Raw genomic sequence first — 21357 nt, 5'->3', positions numbered from 1 at the left:
GGAGGGATGGTCGGGACACTAACACAAAGAAACCAAATATCAACTCAAAAAGTCACAAAATATCACATCAAGCAACGAGGAGCTCTGGCCCCTTTCGCGAAAGCGCCTCCGCAAGCGTTGGTCCGGGATTGGCGTCGACGATAACGCCGGCAGCCCGTTCGAAATTCGGAATCCTGAGCGGTGTCAGCTTGCCGAACTTGCTGCTATCGAGCACGAAATAAGCCTTGCCGGCGAGCGCGATCATACGGCCGCGCTGCTCGGCGCCGGCACGGGTGAAGTCCGTCACGTCGCCTTCCGGCGACAGGGCGCCGCCACCGAGAAAGGCGATGTCGACGCGAAAGCGGCCCATTGCATCGAGTGTGTCGATGCCGGAAGCCGCCTCCTCGCCCGGATCGATTTCGCCGCCCAGCATATGCACGCGCATGCCCGGGACATGGCACAGATGCAGCGCTATCTTCAGGCTTGCCGTGCAGATGGTAAGATCGCGCAACTTGATCATGGCCTGCGCGACGGCCAAGGTGGTGGTGCCGGAATCGAGAAAGACCACCATGCCATTCCTGATCAATCCGACGGCCGCCTTGCCGATCGCCGCCTTGCCATGAGCGTTTTCCTGGCTGCGCAAGCTCATCGCCGGTTCGCTCGGTTCAAAGCGGGCAGCACCACCGTGCACAATGTCGAGTTGTCCCTGATCCGACAGCAGCTTCAGATCACGACGGATGGTTTCGCGCGAGACATCGAAGAAGCCGGCGAGTTCAGCAATGCTGACTGATCCCTGGGCGCGAACGCGTTTCAGGATCTCAGCATGGCGACGGGGCGCAAGGACTCGGCTGACAGCAGGTTGCGATTCAGACATGCTCCACCTTGGCCAAGCCCCGGCAATGTTGCAAGATGCGGCATTTGCCGGTGTGCCCAACTTGATGGTCGATACCACCATCGCTTCTTAATCGGCAAACACAACCGCGCGGCGCCCCGCGAGCTTCGCCGCCAGCTCGTCTGAGAGGAAACCTGCATGTGGCGAGCAGGCACCAATTTCGGTATCCGTGGACAAGATGCCAGAGTTCCGCCTCCTGCGGTGACATGGTTCACTTGTCACGGGCAGGCAGTGGAAGCGTAATTTGCCAAAATCGATATGCGCACAAATCCTCGCCCGGATAATTTGCGACGACAGCGGAAATGATCATCGGTGACTCACCGATAGGCTGGCGACAAAGCAGATCGACGACGCAATGATCAAATTTCGAAACAAAAAGCATGACCCGACGCTTCAGACTATGTCTCGCATGCCCCAGCTCATGGACAAACGCTCCCCGAGCGGCGTGAAACGAGCGATCAGCGAAACGAGCGACTGGCCGCTTTTTGCCGAGAAGACGACATCCGGCATCCAGGTGGTAGGCAGAAACGGCCGCAACCACAAGCTGATGCCTTGGATGGCCGGCACCAGTGCCGCGGGCACATCGCCAAGCACGCGCATATAGACGGCGCCACTGGCCAGCCCTCCGAAGAACAGCCCTGCCATGACCGTGCCAAGCGGTCGTAAGCCGCCGATCATGCCAACGATGATGCCGGCATAGCCAAGCCGGACAAGGTTGTCGGCGCGCAGCCTATGCGCCACGCCGAACAGCTCGATTGCGCCGGCAAGTGCCGCGAGCGCCCGGCTTGCCATCAGGATGATGGTGACCGTGCGGCCGATGTTGACGCCCTTGTGCCGAAGCGCCTCTGGATTGTAGCCAAGGTCACGGATCGCGTAGCCAAGCGGCGTCCGCGACAGCACCATTGAGCAGATGGCGGCGGTGAGAAGGGCAACAGCACGCCTGCATGCAACCTGCTGCTGCCAAACAATGCGGGCAGGAAGGCTTCGGTGGGCAGCATTGGCGACTGTTGGTAGGAAATCGTGCCGCCGCACTCACCCCACGGGCCGCCCTGCAACATCCAGGAGAGCAGGTAGACGAGATAGTTGAGCATCACCGTCGAGATGATTTCATTGACGCCGAAACGGTTCTTGAGCACCGCGGCGAGCCAGCCAAGCGCCACGCCGGCCGCCATGCCGAAAACGAGCACGCCAGGGAAGAACACCACGCCTGGCAGGCTGGCCAGCACCTGCGCGCCGAGATAGCCGCCCATGGCGCCTGCAAACACCTGACCTTCCTGGCCGATGCTCCACAACTGTGCGCGGAAGGCGATGACGGTGGCCAGGCCGGTAAGGATAATCGGCGTCGCCTTGACCAGCGTCGTGGCTATCGCCTTGGGCGAGCCGACGGCGCCTTGCACGAGTGTTGAAAAAACCTGGCCGACATTGGCGCCGGTCGAGGCGAGCAGCAGGGCGGACACGGCAAGTCCGGCGGCAATGGCCATGGCGAAGGACGCGGCGGCCATAGGCCATGGCGATCGGTTCTCGGTTCGAAGGGGATGATTGGATAGCCTCCTCCCTACGTCCGGTCATCATGGCGCCGACTTCCGAGACGGTTGTCTTCCTGGGGTCGCTGGCCGGATGGCCGGCGGCGTGTGGCCGTCTTCAGTAAACCACGACACTCCGGATCGACTTGCCCTCATGCATGAGGTCGAATCCCCTGTTGATGTCCTCGAGCTTCAGCGTGTGGGTGATCATCGGGTCGATCTGGATCTTGCCGTCCATGTACCAGTCGACGATCCTGGGCACGTCGGTGCGGCCGCGTGCGCCGCCGAAGGCGGTGCCCATCCAGCTGCGACCGGTGACCAACTGGAACGGCCGTGTCGAAATCTCCTGGCCGGCGCCGGCGACGCCGATGACGACCGACTTGCCCCAACCGCGATGCGAAGCTTCCAGCGCCTGGCGCATCACCTTGGTGTTGCCGGTGCAGTCGAACGTGTAGTCGGCGCCGCCGATCTGGTCGGCACCGCGCTTGGTCATGTTGACGAGGTGAGGGACGATGTCGCCGTCGATCTCCTTCGGATTGACGAAATGCGTCATGCCGAATCGCTCGCCCCATTCCTTCTTGTCGTTGTTCAGGTCGACACCGATGATCATGTCGGCGCCGGCAAGCTTCAGGCCCTGGATGACATTGAGGCCGATACCGCCGAGGCCGAAGACCACTGATGTCGCACCTTGCTCTACCTTGGCGGTGTTGATGACCGCACCGATGCCGGTGGTGACGCCGCAGCCGATGTAGCAGATCTTGTCGAAAGGCGCGTCCGGATTGACCTTCGCGACCGCGATCTCCGGCAGCACGGTGAAGTTGGAGAAGGTCGAGCAGCCCATGTAATGAAAGATCTTGTCCTTGCCGATCGAGAAGCGCGACGTGCCGTCCGGCATCAGGCCCTGGCCTTGCGTGGCACGGATAGCGGTGCACAAATTGGTCTTGCGCGACAGGCAGGATGGACACTGCCGGCATTCCGGCGTGTAGAGCGGGATGACGTGGTCGCCCTTCTTGACCGAGGTGACGCCCTTGCCGACATCGACCACGACGCCGGCGCCTTCATGGCCGAGAATGGCCGGGAAGATGCCTTCGGGGTCGGCGCCTGACAGCGTGAACTCGTCGGTGTGGCAGATGCCGGTCGCCTTGATTTCGACCAGCACCTCGCCATCGCGCGGTCCCTCGAGGTCGACCTCCATGATCTCAAGCGGCTTTCCGGCTCCAACAGCGACAGCGGCGCGGGTTTTCATTTCTCTCTCCCAAACTTGCCCGCCGAGACGATCGCCCGGCTATACGATTGAAAATTAAATTATGCGGCAGCCTTGGCCGGTCCCGCAGGAAACACGCCCGACATGACGGCAAAACCCTTGATGCGCTTGACGCGATCGCACCAGCGCCGCATAGCCGGATAGTCCTGACGCGGAATGCCACCCTCCTCCGACAGCATGATGTAGGGAAAGCAAGCGATGTCGGCGATGGTCGGATGATCGGCAGGACAGATCCAGCCGCGCCCCTGCTGTTCGCCGAACCACAGATGCTCGTCAAGGATACGGAATAGCCGGTGCGCGCCGGCGCGCGCCGCATCGATGTCGAAGTCATAGAACAGCCCATCGTGCAGGCGGGCGGCCGATGCGGTGGAGGTAATGCTGTCGGCGAAGGCCAGCCACTGGCTGATCTCGCCGAGCAGGGCCGGGTTGTCCCTGGGGTACCAGGTGCCAGACGGATCGTATTTCGCGGCGAGGTAGACCAGGATCGCCTGGGCGTCGCGCAGCACCAGCCCGTCATCGTCGATGACCGGCAACTGCCCGAGCGGATTGAGCCTCAGGAACCATTCCGATTTGTGTTCGCGGCCGGGATAGAAATCGACCGGGACCGTCTTGTAGTCGACGCCGAGGAAGCTCATCAGCAAACGCAGCTTGTAGCAATTGCCCGACAGTTCGTAGTCGTAAAGCGTGATCATCGGCTGCTCCTAGGTATCCAGCACGAGGCGCGCCGATTTGGCCCGCGACACGCAGGTCATGATTCTGGTGCCGGCTTTCCGCTCGGCATCGTTGAGATAGACGTCCTGGTGGTCCGGCTCGCCTTCGATCACCGTCGCCACGCAGGTGCCGCAGGCGCCTTGCTCGCAGGACGACGGCACATCGATGCCGTTCTCGCGCATCACCTGCATAATCGTCTTGCCGGCAGGCACCTGGAGCGTGACGCACGAACGCGCCAAGACGATCTCGAAGCTCGAACTGTCATCGATCTTGTTGGCGTTCTTGAAGTACTCGAAATGTACCGCGCTCTCCGGCCAGCCCTGCTCGGCCGCGATCTTTCGCGCCGCCTCCAGCATCGGTCCGGGTCCGCAGATATAGAGATGCATCCCATTCCGGTAACCGGCGAGGATCTGCCGCAGCTCGGCTCCGGTCGCGTCCGGCGATAGCGCGAGATGCGGCTTGAGTGCATCGCCGAGATGCTTCAGCCGATCAGAGAAAGCGAGGTGTTCTTCGCCCTGCGCGAAATAGTGAAGCTCGTGCGTCAGTTCCTGGTTCTTCAGCGCCTGCGCCATGGCCAACAACGGCGTGATGCCGATGCCGCCGGCTACGAACAGCGTCTTGATCGCATCGCGGCGCAGCGGGAAATTATTGCGCGGCTCGGAAATCGCCAGCACGTCGCCTTCGCGCACGGTTTCGTGCATGCATTTCGAACCGCCCTTGGAATCGCGCTCCAGCTTGACGCCGATGACGAAGCTGTCGGTTTCGCCAGGACCGTTGGTGATCGAATACTGCCTGATCTCGCCATTGGGCATGTGCACGTCGATGTGCGCACCGGGCTGGAAGGTGGGCAGGATGCCTTTGATCGGGCGAAGCTCGAAACCGGCAACGCCGTCGGCCGCTTGCCATTTCCTCGCCACCGTGACGCGCAGTGCCGCCTTACGGGCATGCGTGCTCGCTTCAGGCATTTCGGCGAGTTCGGTGGACACCCTTTCGTAAACCGGTTCGATCGGCGCCGGCGCCTGCGCGGTGGCCGCCTCGCGCTCCGCCTCGTCGCGCAGCTTCGACAGCCTTTCATTGTGGTGGCGCAGGATGGCGATGCGCGCCGCCCCTTCTGCATCCTCATCGAGCACGCCACGGATGACCGAACGGTTGGAATCGACCGGCTGGACGAAGAAGACCCCTTGCGTCTGCGCGCCGCCGTCCGCCGAGCGCAGCGCCACCACGAAATCCTGCGCAGCTTCGACCACGGTCTCGGCACCTTCGCCTTCGACGGCGGCGCTGGGCTGGAAACGATAGGCCCTCAGTCTTTCCACAACCTTGCCTGCCGGTGCGTTGACCGGGATTCCGCGCAAGACCAGCAGCTTGCTCTCGGTCAGCCCGGTGACATCGGGGACCTCACCCCGCGGCTCCTCGGACGACCAGACAAGGCCATAGCGCTCCACCGCCGGGAAGGTCCGGTTGGTGATGGTGCGGGCCGGTGCATCGGCGGGGTGCGCGGGGATATAGGTGCAGCCGGCCGTGCGGTTCGAATAGCGCCAGCCGTGATACTGGCATTTCAGCTCGCGGCCGTCATTGATGCCGATCGACAACCTGACGCCGCGATGCAGGCAGCGGTTCTCCCAGATGTTGACGTACCCGTCGTCGGCACGCCAGACCGCGAATTCCCGGCCGAGCAATTGGCCGTGGAAAACATGGCGGTAGGGCAGGTCATGGGCGGCAGCGATCGGATGCCACTGGCTCTTGGCTATTTCCAGCATTCGTCGTCTCCAAAAAATGTCTTGTCAGGCCGCGGCCGGAATGACCCCGTAGGTCACGCCCTTCTGGCTGAGCCAGCGCCGGTATGCGATGGCGGACTTGTCAGCACGGATCGGAGTTTCGGCGCGCGGATCGAGCGGCAGGCGTTTCGGCACCTGGTTTTCCAGGATCGGCTTGTCCTGGCCGAAGATCGTCTGCTGGAAGCGCTTGATCACCTTGTCTTCATTATCTTCGTCGAGCACGCAAAGCAGCATGTGCGCGCGCACGTGCTCCTGGTCGACCGGCTGCAGGAAGATGGCGATCACATCACGCCGGGCCTCGTCGACCGGGCTCGATTTGTAGAGCACCGAGCAATAGGGATGCGGCACGCGATAGACGTAATCCACGTCCGCGCCACCGTCGGAAGCGGTCGAAGCCATCGGCTGGAAGAAGCGGCAACGCGTCGCCAGGATCTCGTCGCGGTCGACGGAGATCTCGACATCGTACTCCTTGACCTCGGTGTGCGGCTCGACGCCGAGAATATCGGTGTGGACATAAGGAAAGTGGCCCATGTCGAGAAAATTCTCGATGGCGCGGGGCGCCGAGACGTTGACGCCGAACGTGGCTGCATTGAGCTTGCGACGATCGGGTTCGCCATATTCCGGGATCGGGAAAAGATCGGCCGGCGGCGAGCCGAGCGAGGTCCAGACATAGCCGTAGGCGCTCCTTGCCGGCAGCCGGTCGGCAGCCGGAACCTGGTCGGCCCGGTGCATATCCTGCCGCGATCGCCAGACGACGGGCTCTCCATCGGCATCGACGGCAAAGCTTAGGCGCTCCTCCAGCAGAACCGTTTCCTGGAAGGCTCCGGGAGCGAGTTCGGCGATCGCGCCTACGGGGTGCCAGAGATTGAGGATCACGGGATCCGAGCATTTTGTCATCATATTACCCTCTTCAATGTCGTCAGGGCGCCCAAATCAGATTTGCGCCGGTATAGCGCCGTAGGTGACGGCCCGGTCACGCAGCCAGCGTCGGTAGGAAATCGAGACGGCGTCGGCGCGGATCGGTGTCTCGGCGCGCGGATCGAGCGGCAGGCGCTTCGGCATCTGGTTCTCCAGGATCGGTTTGTCCTGGCCGAAGATGAGCTGCATGAAGCTGCGAACCGTCGCCGCCTCCATACCTTCCTTGAGATAGCAGAGGTAGGGATGGGCGATGCAGTTTTCCTCGTCGACCGGCTGCACGAACAGAGTGATCACTTCGAGCCGGTCCTTCTGGATCGGATTGCTCTTGTAAAGCGCCACCGTATAGGGCCGGATCACCTTATAGATGTAGTCGACGACAAATCCTTCCTTGGCGGTCGGCGAGGCGATGGGCTGATAGAATTTACATTCGGTCGCCAGCACCTCGTCCTGAGCGGTGATTTCCACCTTGTAGGGGGCCACTTCCGTATGCGGCTCTTCGCCAAGCCAGCCGGTGTGGATGAAGGGGAAATGGCCCATGTCCAGAAAATTCTCGACGGCCCGAAGGCCGGACACCTTGACCGCGATCGACCCGCCACTGACGAGATGGCGGTCGGCCTCGTTGGCCTCGGGAATGTAGATGATGTCGCGCCAAGGCTGGTCGAGACATGCCCAGATGAAGCCGTAGCGCTCAGCGCTCCTCAGCACGGAGCCGGTATCGGAGCGCACGACCTCAGTCCTGTCGCGACGCCTGCGCACCACGAGGTCGGCCCCCAGCAGACGTGTCGGAAATGGCGTATCCTGGCTGAGCGATTCCTGGTCGGCGACAACATGCCAGTCGTTCAGAAGCTCGCGATCGACGCAGCGGGTTGCCATCGGCTTCCCTCCCAACTCGGCTAGCCCTTCACCATGAACCTAGCCCGGCGTTTCGAGATCACGAAACCACAAGATTGGATATCAATCAATAATTTTTTGTCGGCCAAATTCGTTTTTTGTGTTGACAGATTTCCTCGATTGCATTCCGATGCATGAAATTCTGAATCCGGGAATATGTTGCGTCCCGGCTCACTGTGGGAGCCTGCTGATCATGTCCTGGAAGTGGCGGAGAGCAATGCCGTGAGTGGGCGTTCCCAAACGATCGCCGACACTTTGACGCGCGCCATTATCGATCATCGGCTCGTGCCGGGCTGCAAACTCGGCGAACGGGAACTGGCCGAGATATTCGACGTCAGCCGCATCGTGGTGCGTCAGGCGCTGATAAGGCTCGCGGATGACGGGCTGGCCCAGATCGAGCGCAATCGCGGCGCCTTCGTCGCCAGACCGAGCATGCAGGAAGCGATGGAGATCTACGACGCGCTGACGCTCGTCGAACAGGGCGTGGCGGCCCAGCTCAGCGATCGCCTGGGGCCGGCAGGCTGGGCCGAACTGCGCCAGCATGTCGAGCGGCAGCGTCAGGCCGTCGCCGCCGGCAATGATGCGCTCGCCGACGTGCTCGGACAGGAATTCCACACCGTGTTCGTGCGGCTCAGCCGCAACAAGGTGATGCAGGAAATCCATGCGCAGCTCGTGCGCCGCACCACGCTGCTGCGCTCGCTCATCACCGCCGATTTCGACTACTGCAACCTGCTCGACGACCACTCGCGGGTCGTCGACCTCCTCGAAAAAGGCCGCCTAAAGCAGGCGATGGATCTGATCGACACCCACCATCGCACCGTGGTGCGCGGCTACATCATGGATCGCGAGGTGTTTCCCGAGATGACGCCAGCCGAGGCGCTCGCTCCCTATCTCGACGGCGACAAGGCGGCAGCCGTTCCGCTGCGAAGGTCGCCGAAGACATCCGGCGATGGCGACGCGGCAATGCATCTCCATCTCCTCCCCGGAACAGACCAGGCACCGACAAGCCGGGCATCGACAAAAAAAACCAACAGAGGGTTATCATCATGAACAATTTAACCAGACGCGAATTCCTGAAATACAGCGGCGCGGCCGGTGCGGCCCTTGGCTCGGGAGGACTAAGCACTATCGCGCGGGCGCAGGAGGTGCTGAAGATCGGTGCCGTCTATGTCTCGCCGGTCGCTGAGATCGGCTGGACCAAGCAGCACAGCCTCGGGGTCGATGCCATCAAGGCCGAGTTCGGTGACAAGGTCGAGCTCACCGTCATCGACAATATTTTCATGCCGCAGGACGCCGAGCGCGTCTTCCGCGAACTGGCCAGCGCCGGCAACAGGCTGATCTTCGGCACAAGCTTTTCGCACGGAACGCCGATGCAGAAGGTGGCGCCGCGATTTCCCAAGGTGGCATTCGAACACTGCTCAGGCATCGTCCACCTCGCCAATCTGGGAACCTTCGAAGCCAAATATTACGAAGGCACCTTCGTCGCCGGCGCGGCGGGCGGCACCATGTCGAAATCGGGCAAGATCGGTTTCATCGGCGGCTTTCCGATCCCCGACATCGTCGGACCGGCCAATGCGCTGCTGCTTGGCGCGCAAAGCGTCAATCCGAATGCCACCTGCAATGCCATCTTCCTGAATTCCTGGTTCGATCCCGGCAAGGAGAAGGAGGCGGCCAAGACGCTGATCTCGCAAGGCTGCGACGTCGTCTGCTCGATGACCGACACCGCCACCGGCGTGCAAGTCGCCGGTGATGGCGGCGCCTGGTCGATCGGCTACGCCAGCGACATGTCGAAATTCGCCTCGGGCAAGCAGCTGACCTCCTTCGTTCTCGACTGGACCAGCGACTATGTCGGCGCCGCCAAGGCGGTCGCCGCCGGCACCTGGAAGCCGAAAGTGCGCTGGGATGGACTGGCTGCCGGCGTGGTGAAAATGGCACCCTACAATGAAGGCATTCCCGCCGACGCCCGCGCCAAGCTCAAGCAGCTCGAGGCCGACATCGGCAGTGGCAAGGTGCACCCCTATGCCGGCGAGCTGAAGGACCAGGACGGTAAGGTCAAGGTTGCCGCCGGATCGGTTCTGGCCGACGACGACATTCGCGGCATGAACTGGTTCGTGAAGGGGATGATCGGCAGGCTAAGCTGATCGTCACCCAGGCCGGGCGGCGCTGAAGCTTCATGCTTCGGCGCCTGCCCGTTTGCGCATCGTCCCACCTCGCCCAATGCCACGGCAGGACTCGCCATGCACCCGCGTCTAGAACTGCGCAATATTTGCAAACGCTATCCCGGGGTCGTCGCCAATGACGATGTTTCGCTGTCGATCCAGCCGGGCGAGATCCATGCCGTGCTGGGCGAAAACGGCGCAGGCAAATCCACTTTGATGAAAATCATCTATGGAGCCGCGCAAGCCGATTCGGGCGAAATCTACTGCGACGGCAATCCGATCGCCACGCATAACCCGGCGATGTCCCGCGCGCTTGGCATCGAAATGGTCTACCAGCATTTCGCGCTGTTCGAGTCCGTTTCAGTGGTCGAGAACATAGCGCTCTCGGCCAGCAGCACCTTCCATCTGCCTTCGCTCGCCAACAGGATCCGCGAGCTGTCGCGTCGCTACGGCATGCCCATCGATCCACATCGCCAGGTGCATGACCTGTCGGTCGGCGAACGCCAGCGCGTCGAGATCGTGCGCTGCCTGCTGCAGGCGCCGAAACTGCTGATCCTGGACGAGCCGACCTCGGTGTTGACGCCGCAAGCGGTGATGAAACTGTTTGAAACGCTCCGGCAGCTGGCCAGCGAAGGCTGCAGCATCGTCTATATCAGCCATAAGCTTGATGAGGTGCAGGAGCTTTGCGACACCGCCACCGTGCTGCGCAACGGCAAGATCACCGGCACCGCGCGCCCGAAGGAGACGACGTCGCTGGAGCTTGCCCGCATGATGGTGGGCTCGAAACTGCCCGAAATGCATGTCGGCCCGCCGGCGCCGAGCGACAGGCCAGTGCTCGAGGTCAACCGCCTTACAGTGAAGGCCCGGGATCATTTCGGCGTCGACCTGAAGAACGTGTCGTTCAACGTGCATGGCGGTGAGATCGTCGGCCTGGCCGGCATTTCCGGCAATGGCCAGGCCGAACTGATCGCCCTGCTGAGCGGCGAGCGCACGCATGAGCGCAACGACGCCATCCGGATTTGCGGAACGGCCGCAGCCCGTCTTCGCCCACAGGAACGGCGCAAGCTCGGCGTCGCCTTCGTTCCCGAAGAGCGGCTCGGACGCGGCGCCGTGCCGTCGCACACCTTGTGGGAAAATGCGGTGCTGACCGCGCACCGCTTCGGCACGGTGCGCAACGGGCTGGTCGACCGGCGCAGGGCCAAGACCTTCGCCAAGGGCATCATCGAAAAATTCAAGGTCAAGGCCAACGGGGCGCACGCAACCGCGCAAAGCCTGTCCGGCGGCAATCTGCAGAAATTCATTGTCGGGCGCGAGATCGCGCTCCAGCCGAAGCTCTTCCTCGTATCTCAGCCGACCTGGGGGGTCGATGTCGGCGCGAGCGCCTTCATCCGGCAGACCATCGTCGACCTCAGTCGTGCCGGCGCGGCGGTGCTCGTCATCTCGGAAGAACTAGACGAGTTGTTCGAGATCTGTGATCGGCTGCTGGTGATCTGCCAGGGGAAGGTCTCCCCGTCGCTGGCGCGCAAGACGACCGATCGCGAGGAGATCGGACTTCTGATGACGGGCCGCGGCATGCGTGACGGCGTATTGGCGAATGGGGTCGGCAACGATGCGCTTCAGGATTGAACAAAGACCGGAGCCTTCCTCGCTGATGCGCATCGCCGCGCCAGCACTGGCAACACTGTTGACGGTTGTCGTCGGATCGATTTTCTTCGCATCGCTCGGACACGATCCGCTGGCGACCCTCAATGCCTTCTTCATCGAGCCGCTCTCCTCGATGAACGGCCTGTCCGAATGGCTGCTCAAGGCCTCGCCGCTGATCCTGATCGCCTGCGGGCTGGCGGTCGGCTTTCGCGCCAATGTCTGGAACATCGGCGCCGAGGGCCAGTTCACTATGGGTGCGATTGCCGCCAGCGGCGTCGGGCTTTTCTGGCCGGACCCCGAAAGCGTGCTTCTGTTGCCGCTGATGTTTCTCGCCGGCATGGGCGCCGGCATGGCTTGGGCGGCGATCCCTGCTTTCCTGCGCGCCCGCATGAACACCAACGAAATCCTCGTCACGCTGATGATGACCTATATCGCCACGCTGTTCCTGTCCTATCTCGTGCATGGACCCTGGCGCGATCCGGCCGGCTTCAACTACCCGCAGACCGCGCTTCTGCCGACGGCGGCGCTGTTTGGGTCCTTCGACCCGGCCTACCGGCTTAATTCCTCGATCTTCATCACCGTCGTCGCCGTATTCCTGATGTGGCTGTTCACCGACCGCAGCTTTCTCGGCTACAAGATGTCGGTAAGCGGGGCCGCACCGCTAGCCGCCCGCTATGCCGGCTTCCGCGAATCGGCGGCGGTGTGGATCGGAATGCTGGCGGGGGGTGCGGCGGCCGGCATCGCCGGCATGGCGGAGGCCGCAGGGCCGCTTGGGCAGCTTTCGCCGCAGATTTCGCCAGGCTACGGTTTCGCGGCCATCATCGTTGCCTTCATCGGACGGCTGAACGCCTTCGGCATCGTGCTTGGCGGGCTGTTGATGTCGCTGCTTTTCCTGGGCGGCGAAGGTGTGCAGATGACGCTCGGCCTGCCGTCAGCGCTGACACGCATCTTCCAGGGCATCCTGCTGTTCTTCCTGCTCGCCGCAGACCTCTTCATCTTCTATCGCGTTCGCCTGGTAAGACCCGTCCGGGACACGCATGCGCTAGAGACGGCACGATGAGCAGCTTTCGGACAGGGGAGACAGCCTGATGGATCTGTTCATTGCCATTTTCACCGGCACCGTCATCGCCGCCACACCGCTGATCTTCGCCGCGCTCGGCGAACTCGTGGTCGAGAAATCCGGCGTTCTCAATCTCGGGATCGAAGGCATGATGCTGATGGGCGCTGCCCTTGCTTTCTGGGCGGTCACCGCGGGCTATTCCATGCCTGCCGCGATCCTGGCCGGCGCGCTGGCCGGTGCTGCCGCCTCGCTGCTGTTCGGCGTCCTGGCGCTGACTTTCCTGACCAATCAATATGCCGCCGGCCTGGCGCTGGCGATCTTCGGCTCGGGCGTCTCGGCCTTCCTTGGGCGCGGCTTCGGCAGCGAACCGATCGAGGCGCTGCACCGCGTCGACATCCCTATGCTGTCCGATTTGCCGCTGATCGGCCCGCTGCTGTTCCGCTTCGATCCGATGGTCTATCTGGCCCTGCTGATGTTCGGCGCTATAAGCTGGTTCCTCTACCGGACCAAAGCCGGCCTGGTTCTGCGCACGATTGGCGAGTCGCCGCAGACATCGCATGCGATCGGCTACCCCGTGATCAGGATCCGCTACATGGCCGTGCTGTTCGGCGGGCTGATGGCGGGTCTGGCAGGCGCCTATTTGTCGGTTGCCTATACGCCGCTATGGGTCGAGAACATGACCGCCGGCAAGGGCTGGATCGCGTTGGCGCTGGTGGTCTTCGCCACCTGGCGGCCGCTGCGCATCCTGCTTGGCGCCTGGCTGTTCGGCGGCATGACGATCCTTCAGCTGCAAGGACAGGCGCTGGGGCTGGAGGTACCGTCCGAACTGTTGTCGGCCCTGCCTTATCTGGCGACCATCATGGTCCTTGTGCTGATCTCCAGGAACCGTCAGATGCTGGCCCTGCATTTCCCGGCCTCGCTGGCAAAGCCCTTCCGCCCGACGAGATGAGCCAGGGATGTCGGGTTCAAAATCTGTCTTTGCACTCGTTGCCGACCTTTGCCGCACGCGCCAGCCAGGGACCTTCAACCATCGAAGTGGCCAGGCTAGGTGCTCAGCGGTAGCAGCGAAGCCGGAATGGACGGCTCGATGAGTGTGGGGAAGGCGGTAGCGCTCTCCCGGTACCACAAACCACTAACCTATTGAAACAGCTGTGTTCGGCGCCATCGATATCATCGGCACTGGTTCGCCCCAGATGAGATGCGCACGAAACCATTGCGCATACCGATCCGAGGGTCGGTGGAATCTGCTGAGGCTCTCATAGTTCTTGCGTGGGTCTTTGACTCGCCACGCTCGCCCAATCGTCGGCAGTGCGAAAGAAGAAGCGCCTAATATAGCTGTCAGCGCCACAGCTATGGTGGCCGATCCGCCATGCTTGCCCGCCAAGGTTGACGAAGGCGGCCTGATCGCGAAGAACGAGCACCAGACGCGTCATGAAACCACGTCAGATCGATTTGAGTGCGGTCGATTTCTGGCTAGAGGAGGACTCATGCCTCATTAGAAGGCGCTCTATGGAACGGATAATCGCGATCAGCAGCAGGTTGATCACTAGGTAGAGCACCCCGGCAATGGCGAATATCTCGAAGATCGCGAAAGTCTGGCTCATGAGCCGCTTGGCGTAGCCGGTGATTTCGAGCACCGTGATCGTCGAGGCGAGGCTGGTGCCTTTGACGACAAGGATCAGCTCGTTGCCATAGGCCGGCAGTGCCTGGCGGATGGCGAGCGGGAACTCGATGCGGCGGAACCGCAGCATGCGCGACATGCCGCACGCCTGGGCCGCTTCGACAAGACCGACCGGAACCGACATCAATCCGCCGCGCAGGATTTCTGACGTGTAGGCGGCCGTATTCAATGCAAGCGCCAGCACGGCACAGCGTGCGCCGTCGCTGATCAGCCACCACAAAGCCGCATTGTCCTTGATCAGCGAAAGCTGGCCAAGCCCGTAGTAGAACAGGAAGATCTGCACCAGCAGCGGAGTCCCGCGAAAGACATTGCTGTAGTATTTGGCGAAACCTGACAACATCCGGTTCGACGACAGCCGCATCAGCGCCAGACCGAGGCCCAGATTGAAGCCGATCGCCACCGAAACGAGGGTCAGCGCCGCCGTGACCCACAGGCCCTTCAGCAGAACGGGAACCGCAAGTTGAATGAGGTCTATCATACTGCTTTTCTCGTCCGCAGCCTGAGCAGGCGTTCGATCCCGTCGAAGGCGGCCTGGCTTACAAGCGTGATGGCGAGATAAACCACCGCCGCAATCAGGTAGAAGATGAACGGGTGGCGGGTGGAGTTCGCGCCGATGAAGGAAATGCGCATCAACTCCTGAAGGCCGACCACAGAAACCAAGGCGGTGTCCTTGATCGTCGTCTGCCAGACATTGTTGATGCCGGGAACCGCGATGCGCAGCATCTGCGGGGCGATGATGCGGCGAAAGATCCGAGCGCCCGACAGTCCTAGGGCGCGAGCGGCCTCGATATGCCCATCGGGGATCGCGCCCAGAGCCCCGCGCACGACCTCGGTCGAATAGGCGCCGGAGATCGCGCCGATGGCGATGACCGCAATGACGAACGCATAGCCGCTCTCCGCGACACCGGCATAGCCGAACGCGGTCATGACCTTGGTTACGAATTCAACCGAGCTGAAAAACAGGAGGTAGATAATGAGAAGTTCGGGCACCCCGCGCACCAGCGAGGTATAGGCATCGACCAGCAGCGAAAGCGGAAATATCCGGGCCCATTTGATGAGACCGCAGGCGATGCCGATCACCAGACCGGCCGCCATACTGACGAAACCCACAAGGATTGTGATCGACGCGCCACGCAGGATGGCGGTCGCCCAACCCGCTTCCCAAACCTGCCAAAGACCGAATTCCATCTGAGTTGCCCTAAGTCTGTCGTGCCAATGAGACGCATGCGCCCGGCTGTCCGGGCGCATGCCAGAATTCCAAGGCGTTATTTGCAGGGCCGGGAAATGTCCGTCTTGAACCATTTCTGGCTGGCCTTGCCGACCGAGCCGTCCGCGATCAACTCGCAAAGCGCCTTGTCGATCTTGGCCTTGAGTTCGGTGTTATCCTGCGCGATGCCGACGCCGATGCCTTCGCCAAGCGTCGGGTCGAACGTGCTCTTGATCTCAACACCTATGAGTTGGAAGTTCTTGCCATCCGGCTTGTCCAGAAAATCCTGCAAGGCGGATTGATCGGCGAAAGCCGTATCGATCCGGCCGCTCGCAAGGTCGATCTGCATCTGGTCGAGTGTGTCGTAGGTTTTCAGGTCGGCATTCGGCGCACGCTTCTCAAGAAAGTGCGCGTGCGTGGTGCCGGCCTGCACGCCGACCTTCTTGCCATCGAGCGATTTCAGCAGGGTGTCGACATCGGTGATGGCGGCCAGATCAGAACCCTTGGCCGCGACGAACATGTTGGCCAGTTCGGCATAGCCGACGCTGAAATTGATCTCCTTCTTGCGGTCGGCGGTGATCGACATGCCCGAGATAATGACATCGAAGCGCTTGGCCTTCAGCGCCGGGATCAAACCGTCGAACGCCTGTACGACGAAATGGCAGGTCACCGCGAGTTTGGTGCACAGCAATGCGCCGACATCGGCGTCGAAACCGGTCACGTTGCCATTGGCGTCGGACATGCTCCATGGCGGGTAGGCGCCTTCCGTACCAATCGACAGCTCGCCCTCGGCCGCCAATGCGCTGCCCATACTTCCCGCCAGACATGCGAGCAGCGTGAAGACTTTCAGTTTCATATCAGTTCCCCTTGTTGTTGATCTTCATTGCCGTTGTCCGGTGCGAACCGGACGCTTCGAGGATGCGGGCTTGCCTCACAGTGTCCGTGCCAGGAATTGGCGCAGACGCTCCGAGCGCGGGCTGCCGAACAGCTCCGCTGGTGCACCCTCTTCCTCCAACTTTCCCTGGTGGAGAAACAGAACCTTGTGGGAGACCTCGCGCGCGAACTGCATCTCATGCGTCACGAGGATCATGGTGTTGCCTTCCTCCGCCAGTTGACGGATCACCCGCAGCACCTCGCCGACCAGCTCGGGATCGAGCGCCGATGTCGGCTCATCGAAGAGGATGACCTTGGGCCGCATCGCCAGTGTGCGCGCGATCGCCGCCCGTTGCTGCTGGCCGCCGGACAACTGGCCGGGATAATGGGCGTGCTTGTCGGCGAGCCCTACCTTCTTCAGCAGCGCGTGCGCGTGTTCGATGGCTTTATCGCGCGGCTCCTTCAGCACATGCCGGGGCGCTTCGACGATGTTCTCCACCACCGTCATGTGCGGCCACAGATTGAAGTTCTGGAACACCATGCCGACGCGGGCGCGGATCCGCTCGACCTGCGCCATGTCGACCGGCCCAAGACGGCCGTTGGACAGCGGCTTCATCTTGATGAGTTCGCCGTCGATGGCGACCTTGCCGCCGTCCGGCTGTTCCAGAAGGTTGATGCAGCGCAAGAACGTGCTCTTGCCCGAGCCTGACGAGCCGATCATGGAAATGACTTCGCCGGCGTGAGCGGTGAGATTGACGCCCTTCAGCACCAGAAGCGAGCCGAAGCTCTTGTGAAGCTCGTCGATCTGCACGGCCGGCGTCGTGGTCTTCGCCTCGTCGGCGGGCACCGGATCGGCAACCCCAGCGCGAATGGTGGGCGGCGGCGGTTCGCCTTTGATGGCTTCGTCCTGATCCAGCTCGACAGCCTTCAGGTCCGCCAGCGCGCGGTCGAAATGGCGCAGGCTGCTGGACAGGCAGGCGCGCTGCCAATCCGGATCGTCCGGAATGAAGGCAGAGCGCAGCGTGTCCCGGATCCGTTTGCCCAGCGGCGAGTCGGGCTTGCCGAACAGATGCAGCCAGTTGTCGGCCTGCACCGCTTCCATGACGGCCGGGCCGTTCAGCGTGCCGCATTCGACCACAAGCGGCAGCACGCGCGCGTTCGGCATTGCCTTGCGGACGGCGTCGGAGACATAGCCGGTCGCCGTCGCAGCGATGCCGGTGCCTGTCTTGGCGCCCGGGCCGGTCAGCACGGTCGACAGCGCCGGCCCGAAAATGGATTTGCCCCAAGCAAGGCCAGCATGCTCGGAACTCGCCACCGAAAGCAGCGCCGGATAGCCGTACGGCCCTGCCCCCGTATGCAGATCAAAGACAATGACTTGACGCGCCTCGCGGGCAAAGGTCTTCAGGATTTCGTTCAGCGTCCTGTTCGACCAGACCGGGCCGCCGCCACCATAGAACATCCCGTCGGCGAACTCATACTGGCCGGCCTCGACGATCGCCGCCAGCCCGGCATGTCCAAGCCTCCTGCGCGCCATGGCCAGCTTCTCGTCGGCCGCTATGCGGTCCGGCCCTTCCCATTCGCGGTATGCCAGGGCGTCATGCAGACCGGCATAGCCGTTGTTGACCGGAGGACTCGAAGACCAGTCGATGAAGTTGCGGTTGAGGTCGACATTGTCTTCGTTGACGCGCCGCGACCACGCCGTGCCCCACGGATTGATGAGGTGAATGGCTAGGATTGCCGTGTCGTCAGGCAAGCGCCGCAGGTTCTTCTGGCCGAGCCAGGCGGTCTGGCAGGTCGAGCCGAACGGCCCCTCGACACCATGCGTGCCGGAGATAAGCACGATCAGCTTGCGCGCGTCGCGACGGCCAAGCAGTGCCACATCCGTCGCCAGCGCCCCGCCATCAGGCCCGTTCAGCGGATGGACATATTCAGACAGCTCCGCGCCCGCCCGCTCGGCCGCTTGGCGAAATTCTTGGCGCAAGGCGCCGAAATCACAGGCATGGGCCGGGGTCGGCTCGTCAGGGCGCATGGTCGATCCCACTGGATGGCTGGCGGTCAATCCGTTCATTCCCTGCGGTTCCGGCATGGGGTTACTCATCGGTGAGGTCGCTCACGTTCTTGAAGGGCAATCGGCGTTCGCTACCAGAATGAGATGGCCTGGAGGATCGGACGAACCAGACGTCGCAGGGAAGCACCTTGTCGGGATTCATGATCGACTGAACGTCCAGCACTCGTTTTACCCGCTCCATCACGGCGAGCTTCGTCGGGTCAGCTGTCGTCAGCAAGGAATGGATGCGTTTTGACCCAACACCGTGCTCGGCGGAAAAGGAACCGCCAATTTCCCGCAGCTGTTGATACAGGACGCCCTCGACAGCCTCCGCCATGTCAAGGCCAAGCGGGCCTTTTCGGTTCAAGATGATGTGCAGATTCCCGTCGGCCAGATGTCCAAAGACATAGGGCGCGAGATCCGGTTCGATCGCGGCGAGCCCAGGCAGGATTCTATCGAGATAGGCCGGAATTTCCGACAATGGCACAGACACGTCGAACGAAGGCGCCTGGGGATGAGCGCGGTAGAGCACGCTGGTGTCCTCGCGCAGCCGCCACAGCTCGTCTTCCTGCCGCCGCGAGTCGGCGATGATGCCGGTCGCTTCGGGATACTGCTGCACCGTCTCCAAATAGATACGCTCGAAGCCCTCGCGCAGTGCATTTTCGTGCGCGCCGCCAAGCGACAGCAGCAGGAACAGCGGCTGATCGAGCGGCACGCTGGGTTCAGACCATTCATGCGCGGCGGCGGCCAGGCCGAAATACGAGGTCCACATTGCCTCGGCCGCGCGCAGATGCCCGGCGTCGGATTCAAGCGCCAGCTGAATTGTCCGCAGGGCCGCCTCGACCGATGGCAGCCCGAAAAGCGCGGTCGCTGTGGCGCGCGGTGAAGGATCGAGCTTGACGGCCACTCGGGTGACGATGCCGAGCGTGCCCTCGGCACCGATGAAGAGATGTTTCAGATCATAGCCGGCGGAATTCTTCACCACCCGGGTAAGATCGGAATAGACCGATCCGTCGGCCAGAACGGCCTCGAGGCCAAGCACGCGGTGGCGCATGACGCCGTTGCGAAAAGCCATCACGCCGCCGGCATTGGTGGACACCATGCCGCCGATCGTCGCCGAGCCGCGTGCCGCAAGATCGACGCCCGGCTCCAGCCGGTGTTCGCGCGAGGCCTCTTGCAGCGCTTCAAGAGTGACCCCGGCGCCGACGACGGCCACGCGTTCGACGGGATCAAGCCGCTCGATGCGGTTCATGCGCATCATCGAAAGGACGATCTCGCCTGGCCGCGAAACGCTGCCGCCGACCAGGCCGGTCCGCCCACCTTGCGGCACGATCGGGATCTCGTTCTGGCGGCAGATGCGCACCACCGCCGCGACTTCGGCGGTCGATAAAGGCGCAACGACGATGCCGGCGCCACAATCCGCGCCATTCGAGCCAAGGTCGATCGCCCCGGCATCCTCTCCGGTACGCACATTCGCCGCACCGACGACATCGCGGATCGCGTTGATAACCGACGGCGGCACCGCCTGGTCGGTCGAGTTCATTTGCCTTGGAGACGCGAGGCCGGTCATCGCGTTACCAATTCCTGGACGGCCGCAATCAGCCGGTCGTTGTCAGCCGGCAGCCCGATAGTGGCGCGCAGATAGTGCTCGTAGCCGGCTTCGCGCCACGCCTTGACAATGATCCCTTGCTTCAGGAGACCGGCGGCGAGGTTCGAACTGTCGCCCTTGCAGTCAAAGAACAGGAAGTTAGTCTGCGACGGTGCAACCCGGAAACCAAGGCCGGCAAGCGCGGCGGCGGTGCGCGCGCGCTCGGCCCTGACGTGGCCCGCCGACGCCTTCATCCAGCTTTCGTCGGCGAGTGCGGCGATGGCTGCGGTCTGCGCCGCCGCATTGACGTTGAACGGCGTCTTGGCAGCGGCGATCACTCGCGCCAGTTCGAGGCTCGAACAGACGGCATAGCCCACGCGCAGTCCCGCCAGGCCATAGGCCTTCGAAAATGTCCGCAGCACCACATGGTCGATGCCGCTGTCGCGCAGGACCTTGATGCCGTCGGGTGCGCCGGGATCGGCAAATTCGAAATAGGCTTCGTCGAGGACAAGAAGCGTGCCTGGCTGCACGGCGCCGATCAGCCGTTGCAGGCTGGAATGGTCGAGTCCCGGTCCGACCGGGTTCCACGGCGAGGATATGAAAACGATCCGCGGCCCGGCGGCGATTGCCGTTTCGAGCGCAGCAAGATCGAACCCCATTTCGGGTGTCATCGCGATCTTGACGACAGCGGCACCCGCCGCCAGCGGCTCTATCTCATGCAGGCCGAAGCTCGGCACTGTGGTGACCACCGAGGCCCCCGGCACCAGGACGGCGCGCGAGATGGCGGCGATCATCTCCTCGGAGCCGTTGCCTGCAACGATCAGGCCGGGATCGACACTGAGTCTTTTGCCAAGCGCTGCTCGCAACGCCGTGCAGGCCGGATCGGCATAGCGCCAAGGTTCGAAGGATGAGGAGGCCAATGCGGCCATGACGGCGGGTGAACAGCCGTGGGGGTTCTCATTGCTGGCCAGCCGGGCAATGTCGTGGCGGCCACTCAGCGCCCGCGCCATCGCAATGTTCATGCCGGCATTGTAGGGCGGCAACGCCGCGATATGCGGATTGAGCGGCAGGCTCGACACTGGTTTGACCGACTGTTCCAAATTCCGACTTCCGTTTCCCCGCGCGCATACGCGGCATCGCGATCT

The 21357-nt window shown here is 62.6% G+C and carries 18 protein-coding genes and 1 pseudogene; 5 read left to right on the top strand and 14 right to left on the bottom strand.

What is annotated here, in order from left to right; genetic code table 11:
• Positions 1-67 precede the first annotated feature (67 nt).
• The 8 genes and pseudogenes from FJ434_RS18185 to FJ434_RS18150 all read right to left on the bottom strand — a co-directional run bounded on the left by FJ434_RS18185 (position 68) and on the right by FJ434_RS18150 (position 7935).
• Complete coding sequence (locus tag FJ434_RS18185; protein WP_140503819.1) at positions 68-853, bottom strand: DeoR/GlpR family DNA-binding transcription regulator; 786 nt, start codon at positions 851-853, stop codon at positions 68-70.
• A 411-nt stretch (positions 854-1264) separates the two neighbouring features.
• On the bottom strand, positions 1265-1903 hold the full coding sequence (locus FJ434_RS30620; RefSeq protein WP_140750475.1) for an ABC transporter permease: 639 nt from the start codon (positions 1901-1903) through the stop codon (positions 1265-1267).
• Between the two features lie 11 nt (positions 1904-1914).
• Positions 1915-2352, bottom strand: a pseudogene (locus FJ434_RS30615) (ABC transporter permease); the annotation flags it as partial.
• Positions 2353-2512: 160 nt separating this feature from the next.
• Positions 2513-3640: an S-(hydroxymethyl)glutathione dehydrogenase/class III alcohol dehydrogenase gene (locus tag FJ434_RS18170; protein ID WP_140750479.1), complete on the bottom strand. Its 1128-nt coding sequence runs from the start codon at positions 3638-3640 to the stop codon at positions 2513-2515.
• 59 nt (positions 3641-3699) lie between these two features.
• Entirely contained in the window at positions 3700-4350 is a 651-nt protein-coding gene (locus FJ434_RS18165) for a glutathione S-transferase (RefSeq protein ID WP_140750481.1), read from the bottom strand.
• A 9-nt stretch (positions 4351-4359) separates the two neighbouring features.
• Positions 4360-6126, bottom strand: coding sequence for a Rieske 2Fe-2S domain-containing protein (locus FJ434_RS18160; RefSeq protein WP_140750483.1), 1767 nt, complete (start codon positions 6124-6126; stop codon positions 4360-4362).
• Positions 6127-6150: 24 nt separating this feature from the next.
• Positions 6151-7044 (bottom strand): aromatic ring-hydroxylating dioxygenase subunit alpha, encoded by an 894-nt coding sequence (locus FJ434_RS18155; protein ID WP_140503830.1) that lies wholly within the window; start codon positions 7042-7044, stop codon positions 6151-6153.
• Positions 7045-7077: 33 nt separating this feature from the next.
• Complete coding sequence (locus FJ434_RS18150; protein ID WP_140750485.1) at positions 7078-7935, bottom strand: aromatic ring-hydroxylating dioxygenase subunit alpha; 858 nt, start codon at positions 7933-7935, stop codon at positions 7078-7080.
• 240 nt (positions 7936-8175) lie between these two features.
• Between FJ434_RS18150 and FJ434_RS18145 the strand changes: the two genes are divergently transcribed.
• The 5 genes from FJ434_RS18145 to FJ434_RS18125 all read left to right on the top strand — a co-directional run bounded on the left by FJ434_RS18145 (position 8176) and on the right by FJ434_RS18125 (position 13765).
• Positions 8176-9003 (top strand): GntR family transcriptional regulator, encoded by an 828-nt coding sequence (locus FJ434_RS18145; protein ID WP_140750487.1) that lies wholly within the window; start codon positions 8176-8178, stop codon positions 9001-9003.
• The gene (locus FJ434_RS18140) at positions 9000-10094 is read left to right on the top strand and encodes a BMP family ABC transporter substrate-binding protein (protein WP_140750489.1); all 1095 of its coding nucleotides are present in this window, start codon (positions 9000-9002) and stop codon (positions 10092-10094) included. Before FJ434_RS18145 ends, FJ434_RS18140 begins: the two co-directional genes overlap by 4 nt.
• A gap of 96 nt (positions 10095-10190) precedes the next feature.
• Positions 10191-11738, top strand: coding sequence for an ABC transporter ATP-binding protein (locus tag FJ434_RS18135; protein WP_140750491.1), 1548 nt, complete (start codon positions 10191-10193; stop codon positions 11736-11738).
• Positions 11722-12816, top strand: a complete 1095-nt coding sequence (locus FJ434_RS18130; protein WP_140503838.1) for an ABC transporter permease — start codon at positions 11722-11724, stop codon at positions 12814-12816. Before FJ434_RS18135 ends, FJ434_RS18130 begins: the two co-directional genes overlap by 17 nt.
• Before the next feature lie 28 nt (positions 12817-12844).
• Positions 12845-13765: an ABC transporter permease gene (locus tag FJ434_RS18125; protein WP_140503840.1), complete on the top strand. Its 921-nt coding sequence runs from the start codon at positions 12845-12847 to the stop codon at positions 13763-13765.
• A 493-nt stretch (positions 13766-14258) separates the two neighbouring features.
• On the opposite strand, the gene FJ434_RS18120 is transcribed toward FJ434_RS18125, so the two are convergent.
• The 6 genes from FJ434_RS18120 to hisC all read right to left on the bottom strand — a co-directional run bounded on the left by FJ434_RS18120 (position 14259) and on the right by hisC (position 21312).
• The gene (locus FJ434_RS18120; RefSeq protein WP_140750493.1) at positions 14259-14975 is read right to left on the bottom strand and encodes an ABC transporter permease; all 717 of its coding nucleotides are present in this window, start codon (positions 14973-14975) and stop codon (positions 14259-14261) included.
• Positions 14972-15685 (bottom strand): ABC transporter permease subunit, encoded by a 714-nt coding sequence (locus FJ434_RS18115; RefSeq protein WP_181166021.1) that lies wholly within the window; start codon positions 15683-15685, stop codon positions 14972-14974. Before FJ434_RS18115 ends, FJ434_RS18120 begins: the two co-directional genes overlap by 4 nt.
• A 77-nt stretch (positions 15686-15762) precedes the next feature.
• A complete protein-coding gene (locus tag FJ434_RS18110; RefSeq protein ID WP_140716619.1) occupies positions 15763-16560 on the bottom strand; it encodes a transporter substrate-binding domain-containing protein in 798 nt (265 codons plus the stop codon).
• A 75-nt stretch (positions 16561-16635) separates the two neighbouring features.
• Positions 16636-18645, bottom strand: coding sequence for a DUF2817 domain-containing protein (locus FJ434_RS30505; protein ID WP_140750497.1), 2010 nt, complete (start codon positions 18643-18645; stop codon positions 16636-16638).
• A gap of 22 nt (positions 18646-18667) precedes the next feature.
• On the bottom strand, positions 18668-20194 hold the full coding sequence (locus tag FJ434_RS18100; protein WP_140750499.1) for an FAD-binding oxidoreductase: 1527 nt from the start codon (positions 20192-20194) through the stop codon (positions 18668-18670).
• Positions 20191-21312 (bottom strand): histidinol-phosphate transaminase, encoded by a 1122-nt coding sequence (hisC, locus tag FJ434_RS18095; RefSeq protein ID WP_140750501.1) that lies wholly within the window; start codon positions 21310-21312, stop codon positions 20191-20193. Before hisC ends, FJ434_RS18100 begins: the two co-directional genes overlap by 4 nt.
• Positions 21313-21357 lie beyond the last annotated feature (45 nt).

Origin of the sequence: Mesorhizobium sp. B2-5-13 (assembly GCF_006440535.1) — a bacterium.
Classification (GTDB): domain Bacteria; phylum Pseudomonadota; class Alphaproteobacteria; order Rhizobiales; family Rhizobiaceae; genus Mesorhizobium; species Mesorhizobium salmacidum.
Note: the sequence above shows the minus strand (reverse complement) of the source record. Positions and strands in the feature narration are given on the sequence as shown.

What these genes read in the sequence shown, in the direction of transcription:
- FJ434_RS18185 (WP_140503819.1), bottom strand. Translation starts at nt 853, where the DNA reads ATGTCTGAATCGCAACCTGCTGTCAGCCGAGTCCTTGCGCCCCGTCGC.
- FJ434_RS18170 (WP_140750479.1), bottom strand. Translation starts at nt 3,640, where the DNA reads ATGAAAACCCGCGCCGCTGTCGCTGTTGGAGCCGGAAAGCCGCTTGAG.
- FJ434_RS18165 (WP_140750481.1), bottom strand. Translation starts at nt 4,350, where the DNA reads ATGATCACGCTTTACGACTACGAACTGTCGGGCAATTGCTACAAGCTG.
- FJ434_RS18160 (WP_140750483.1), bottom strand. Translation starts at nt 6,126, where the DNA reads ATGCTGGAAATAGCCAAGAGCCAGTGGCATCCGATCGCTGCCGCCCAT.
- FJ434_RS18155 (WP_140503830.1), bottom strand. Translation starts at nt 7,044, where the DNA reads ATGATGACAAAATGCTCGGATCCCGTGATCCTCAATCTCTGGCACCCC.
- FJ434_RS18150 (WP_140750485.1), bottom strand. Translation starts at nt 7,935, where the DNA reads ATGGCAACCCGCTGCGTCGATCGCGAGCTTCTGAACGACTGGCATGTT.
- FJ434_RS18140 (WP_140750489.1), top strand. Translation starts at nt 9,000, where the DNA reads ATGAACAATTTAACCAGACGCGAATTCCTGAAATACAGCGGCGCGGCC.
- FJ434_RS18135 (WP_140750491.1), top strand. Translation starts at nt 10,191, where the DNA reads ATGCACCCGCGTCTAGAACTGCGCAATATTTGCAAACGCTATCCCGGG.
- FJ434_RS18130 (WP_140503838.1), top strand. Translation starts at nt 11,722, where the DNA reads ATGCGCTTCAGGATTGAACAAAGACCGGAGCCTTCCTCGCTGATGCGC.
- FJ434_RS18125 (WP_140503840.1), top strand. Translation starts at nt 12,845, where the DNA reads ATGGATCTGTTCATTGCCATTTTCACCGGCACCGTCATCGCCGCCACA.
- FJ434_RS18120 (WP_140750493.1), bottom strand. Translation starts at nt 14,975, where the DNA reads ATGATAGACCTCATTCAACTTGCGGTTCCCGTTCTGCTGAAGGGCCTG.
- FJ434_RS18115 (WP_181166021.1), bottom strand. Translation starts at nt 15,685, where the DNA reads ATGGAATTCGGTCTTTGGCAGGTTTGGGAAGCGGGTTGGGCGACCGCC.
- FJ434_RS18110 (WP_140716619.1), bottom strand. Translation starts at nt 16,560, where the DNA reads ATGAAACTGAAAGTCTTCACGCTGCTCGCATGTCTGGCGGGAAGTATG.
- FJ434_RS30505 (WP_140750497.1), bottom strand. Translation starts at nt 18,645, where the DNA reads ATGAACGGATTGACCGCCAGCCATCCAGTGGGATCGACCATGCGCCCT.
- FJ434_RS18100 (WP_140750499.1), bottom strand. Translation starts at nt 20,194, where the DNA reads ATGACCGGCCTCGCGTCTCCAAGGCAAATGAACTCGACCGACCAGGCG.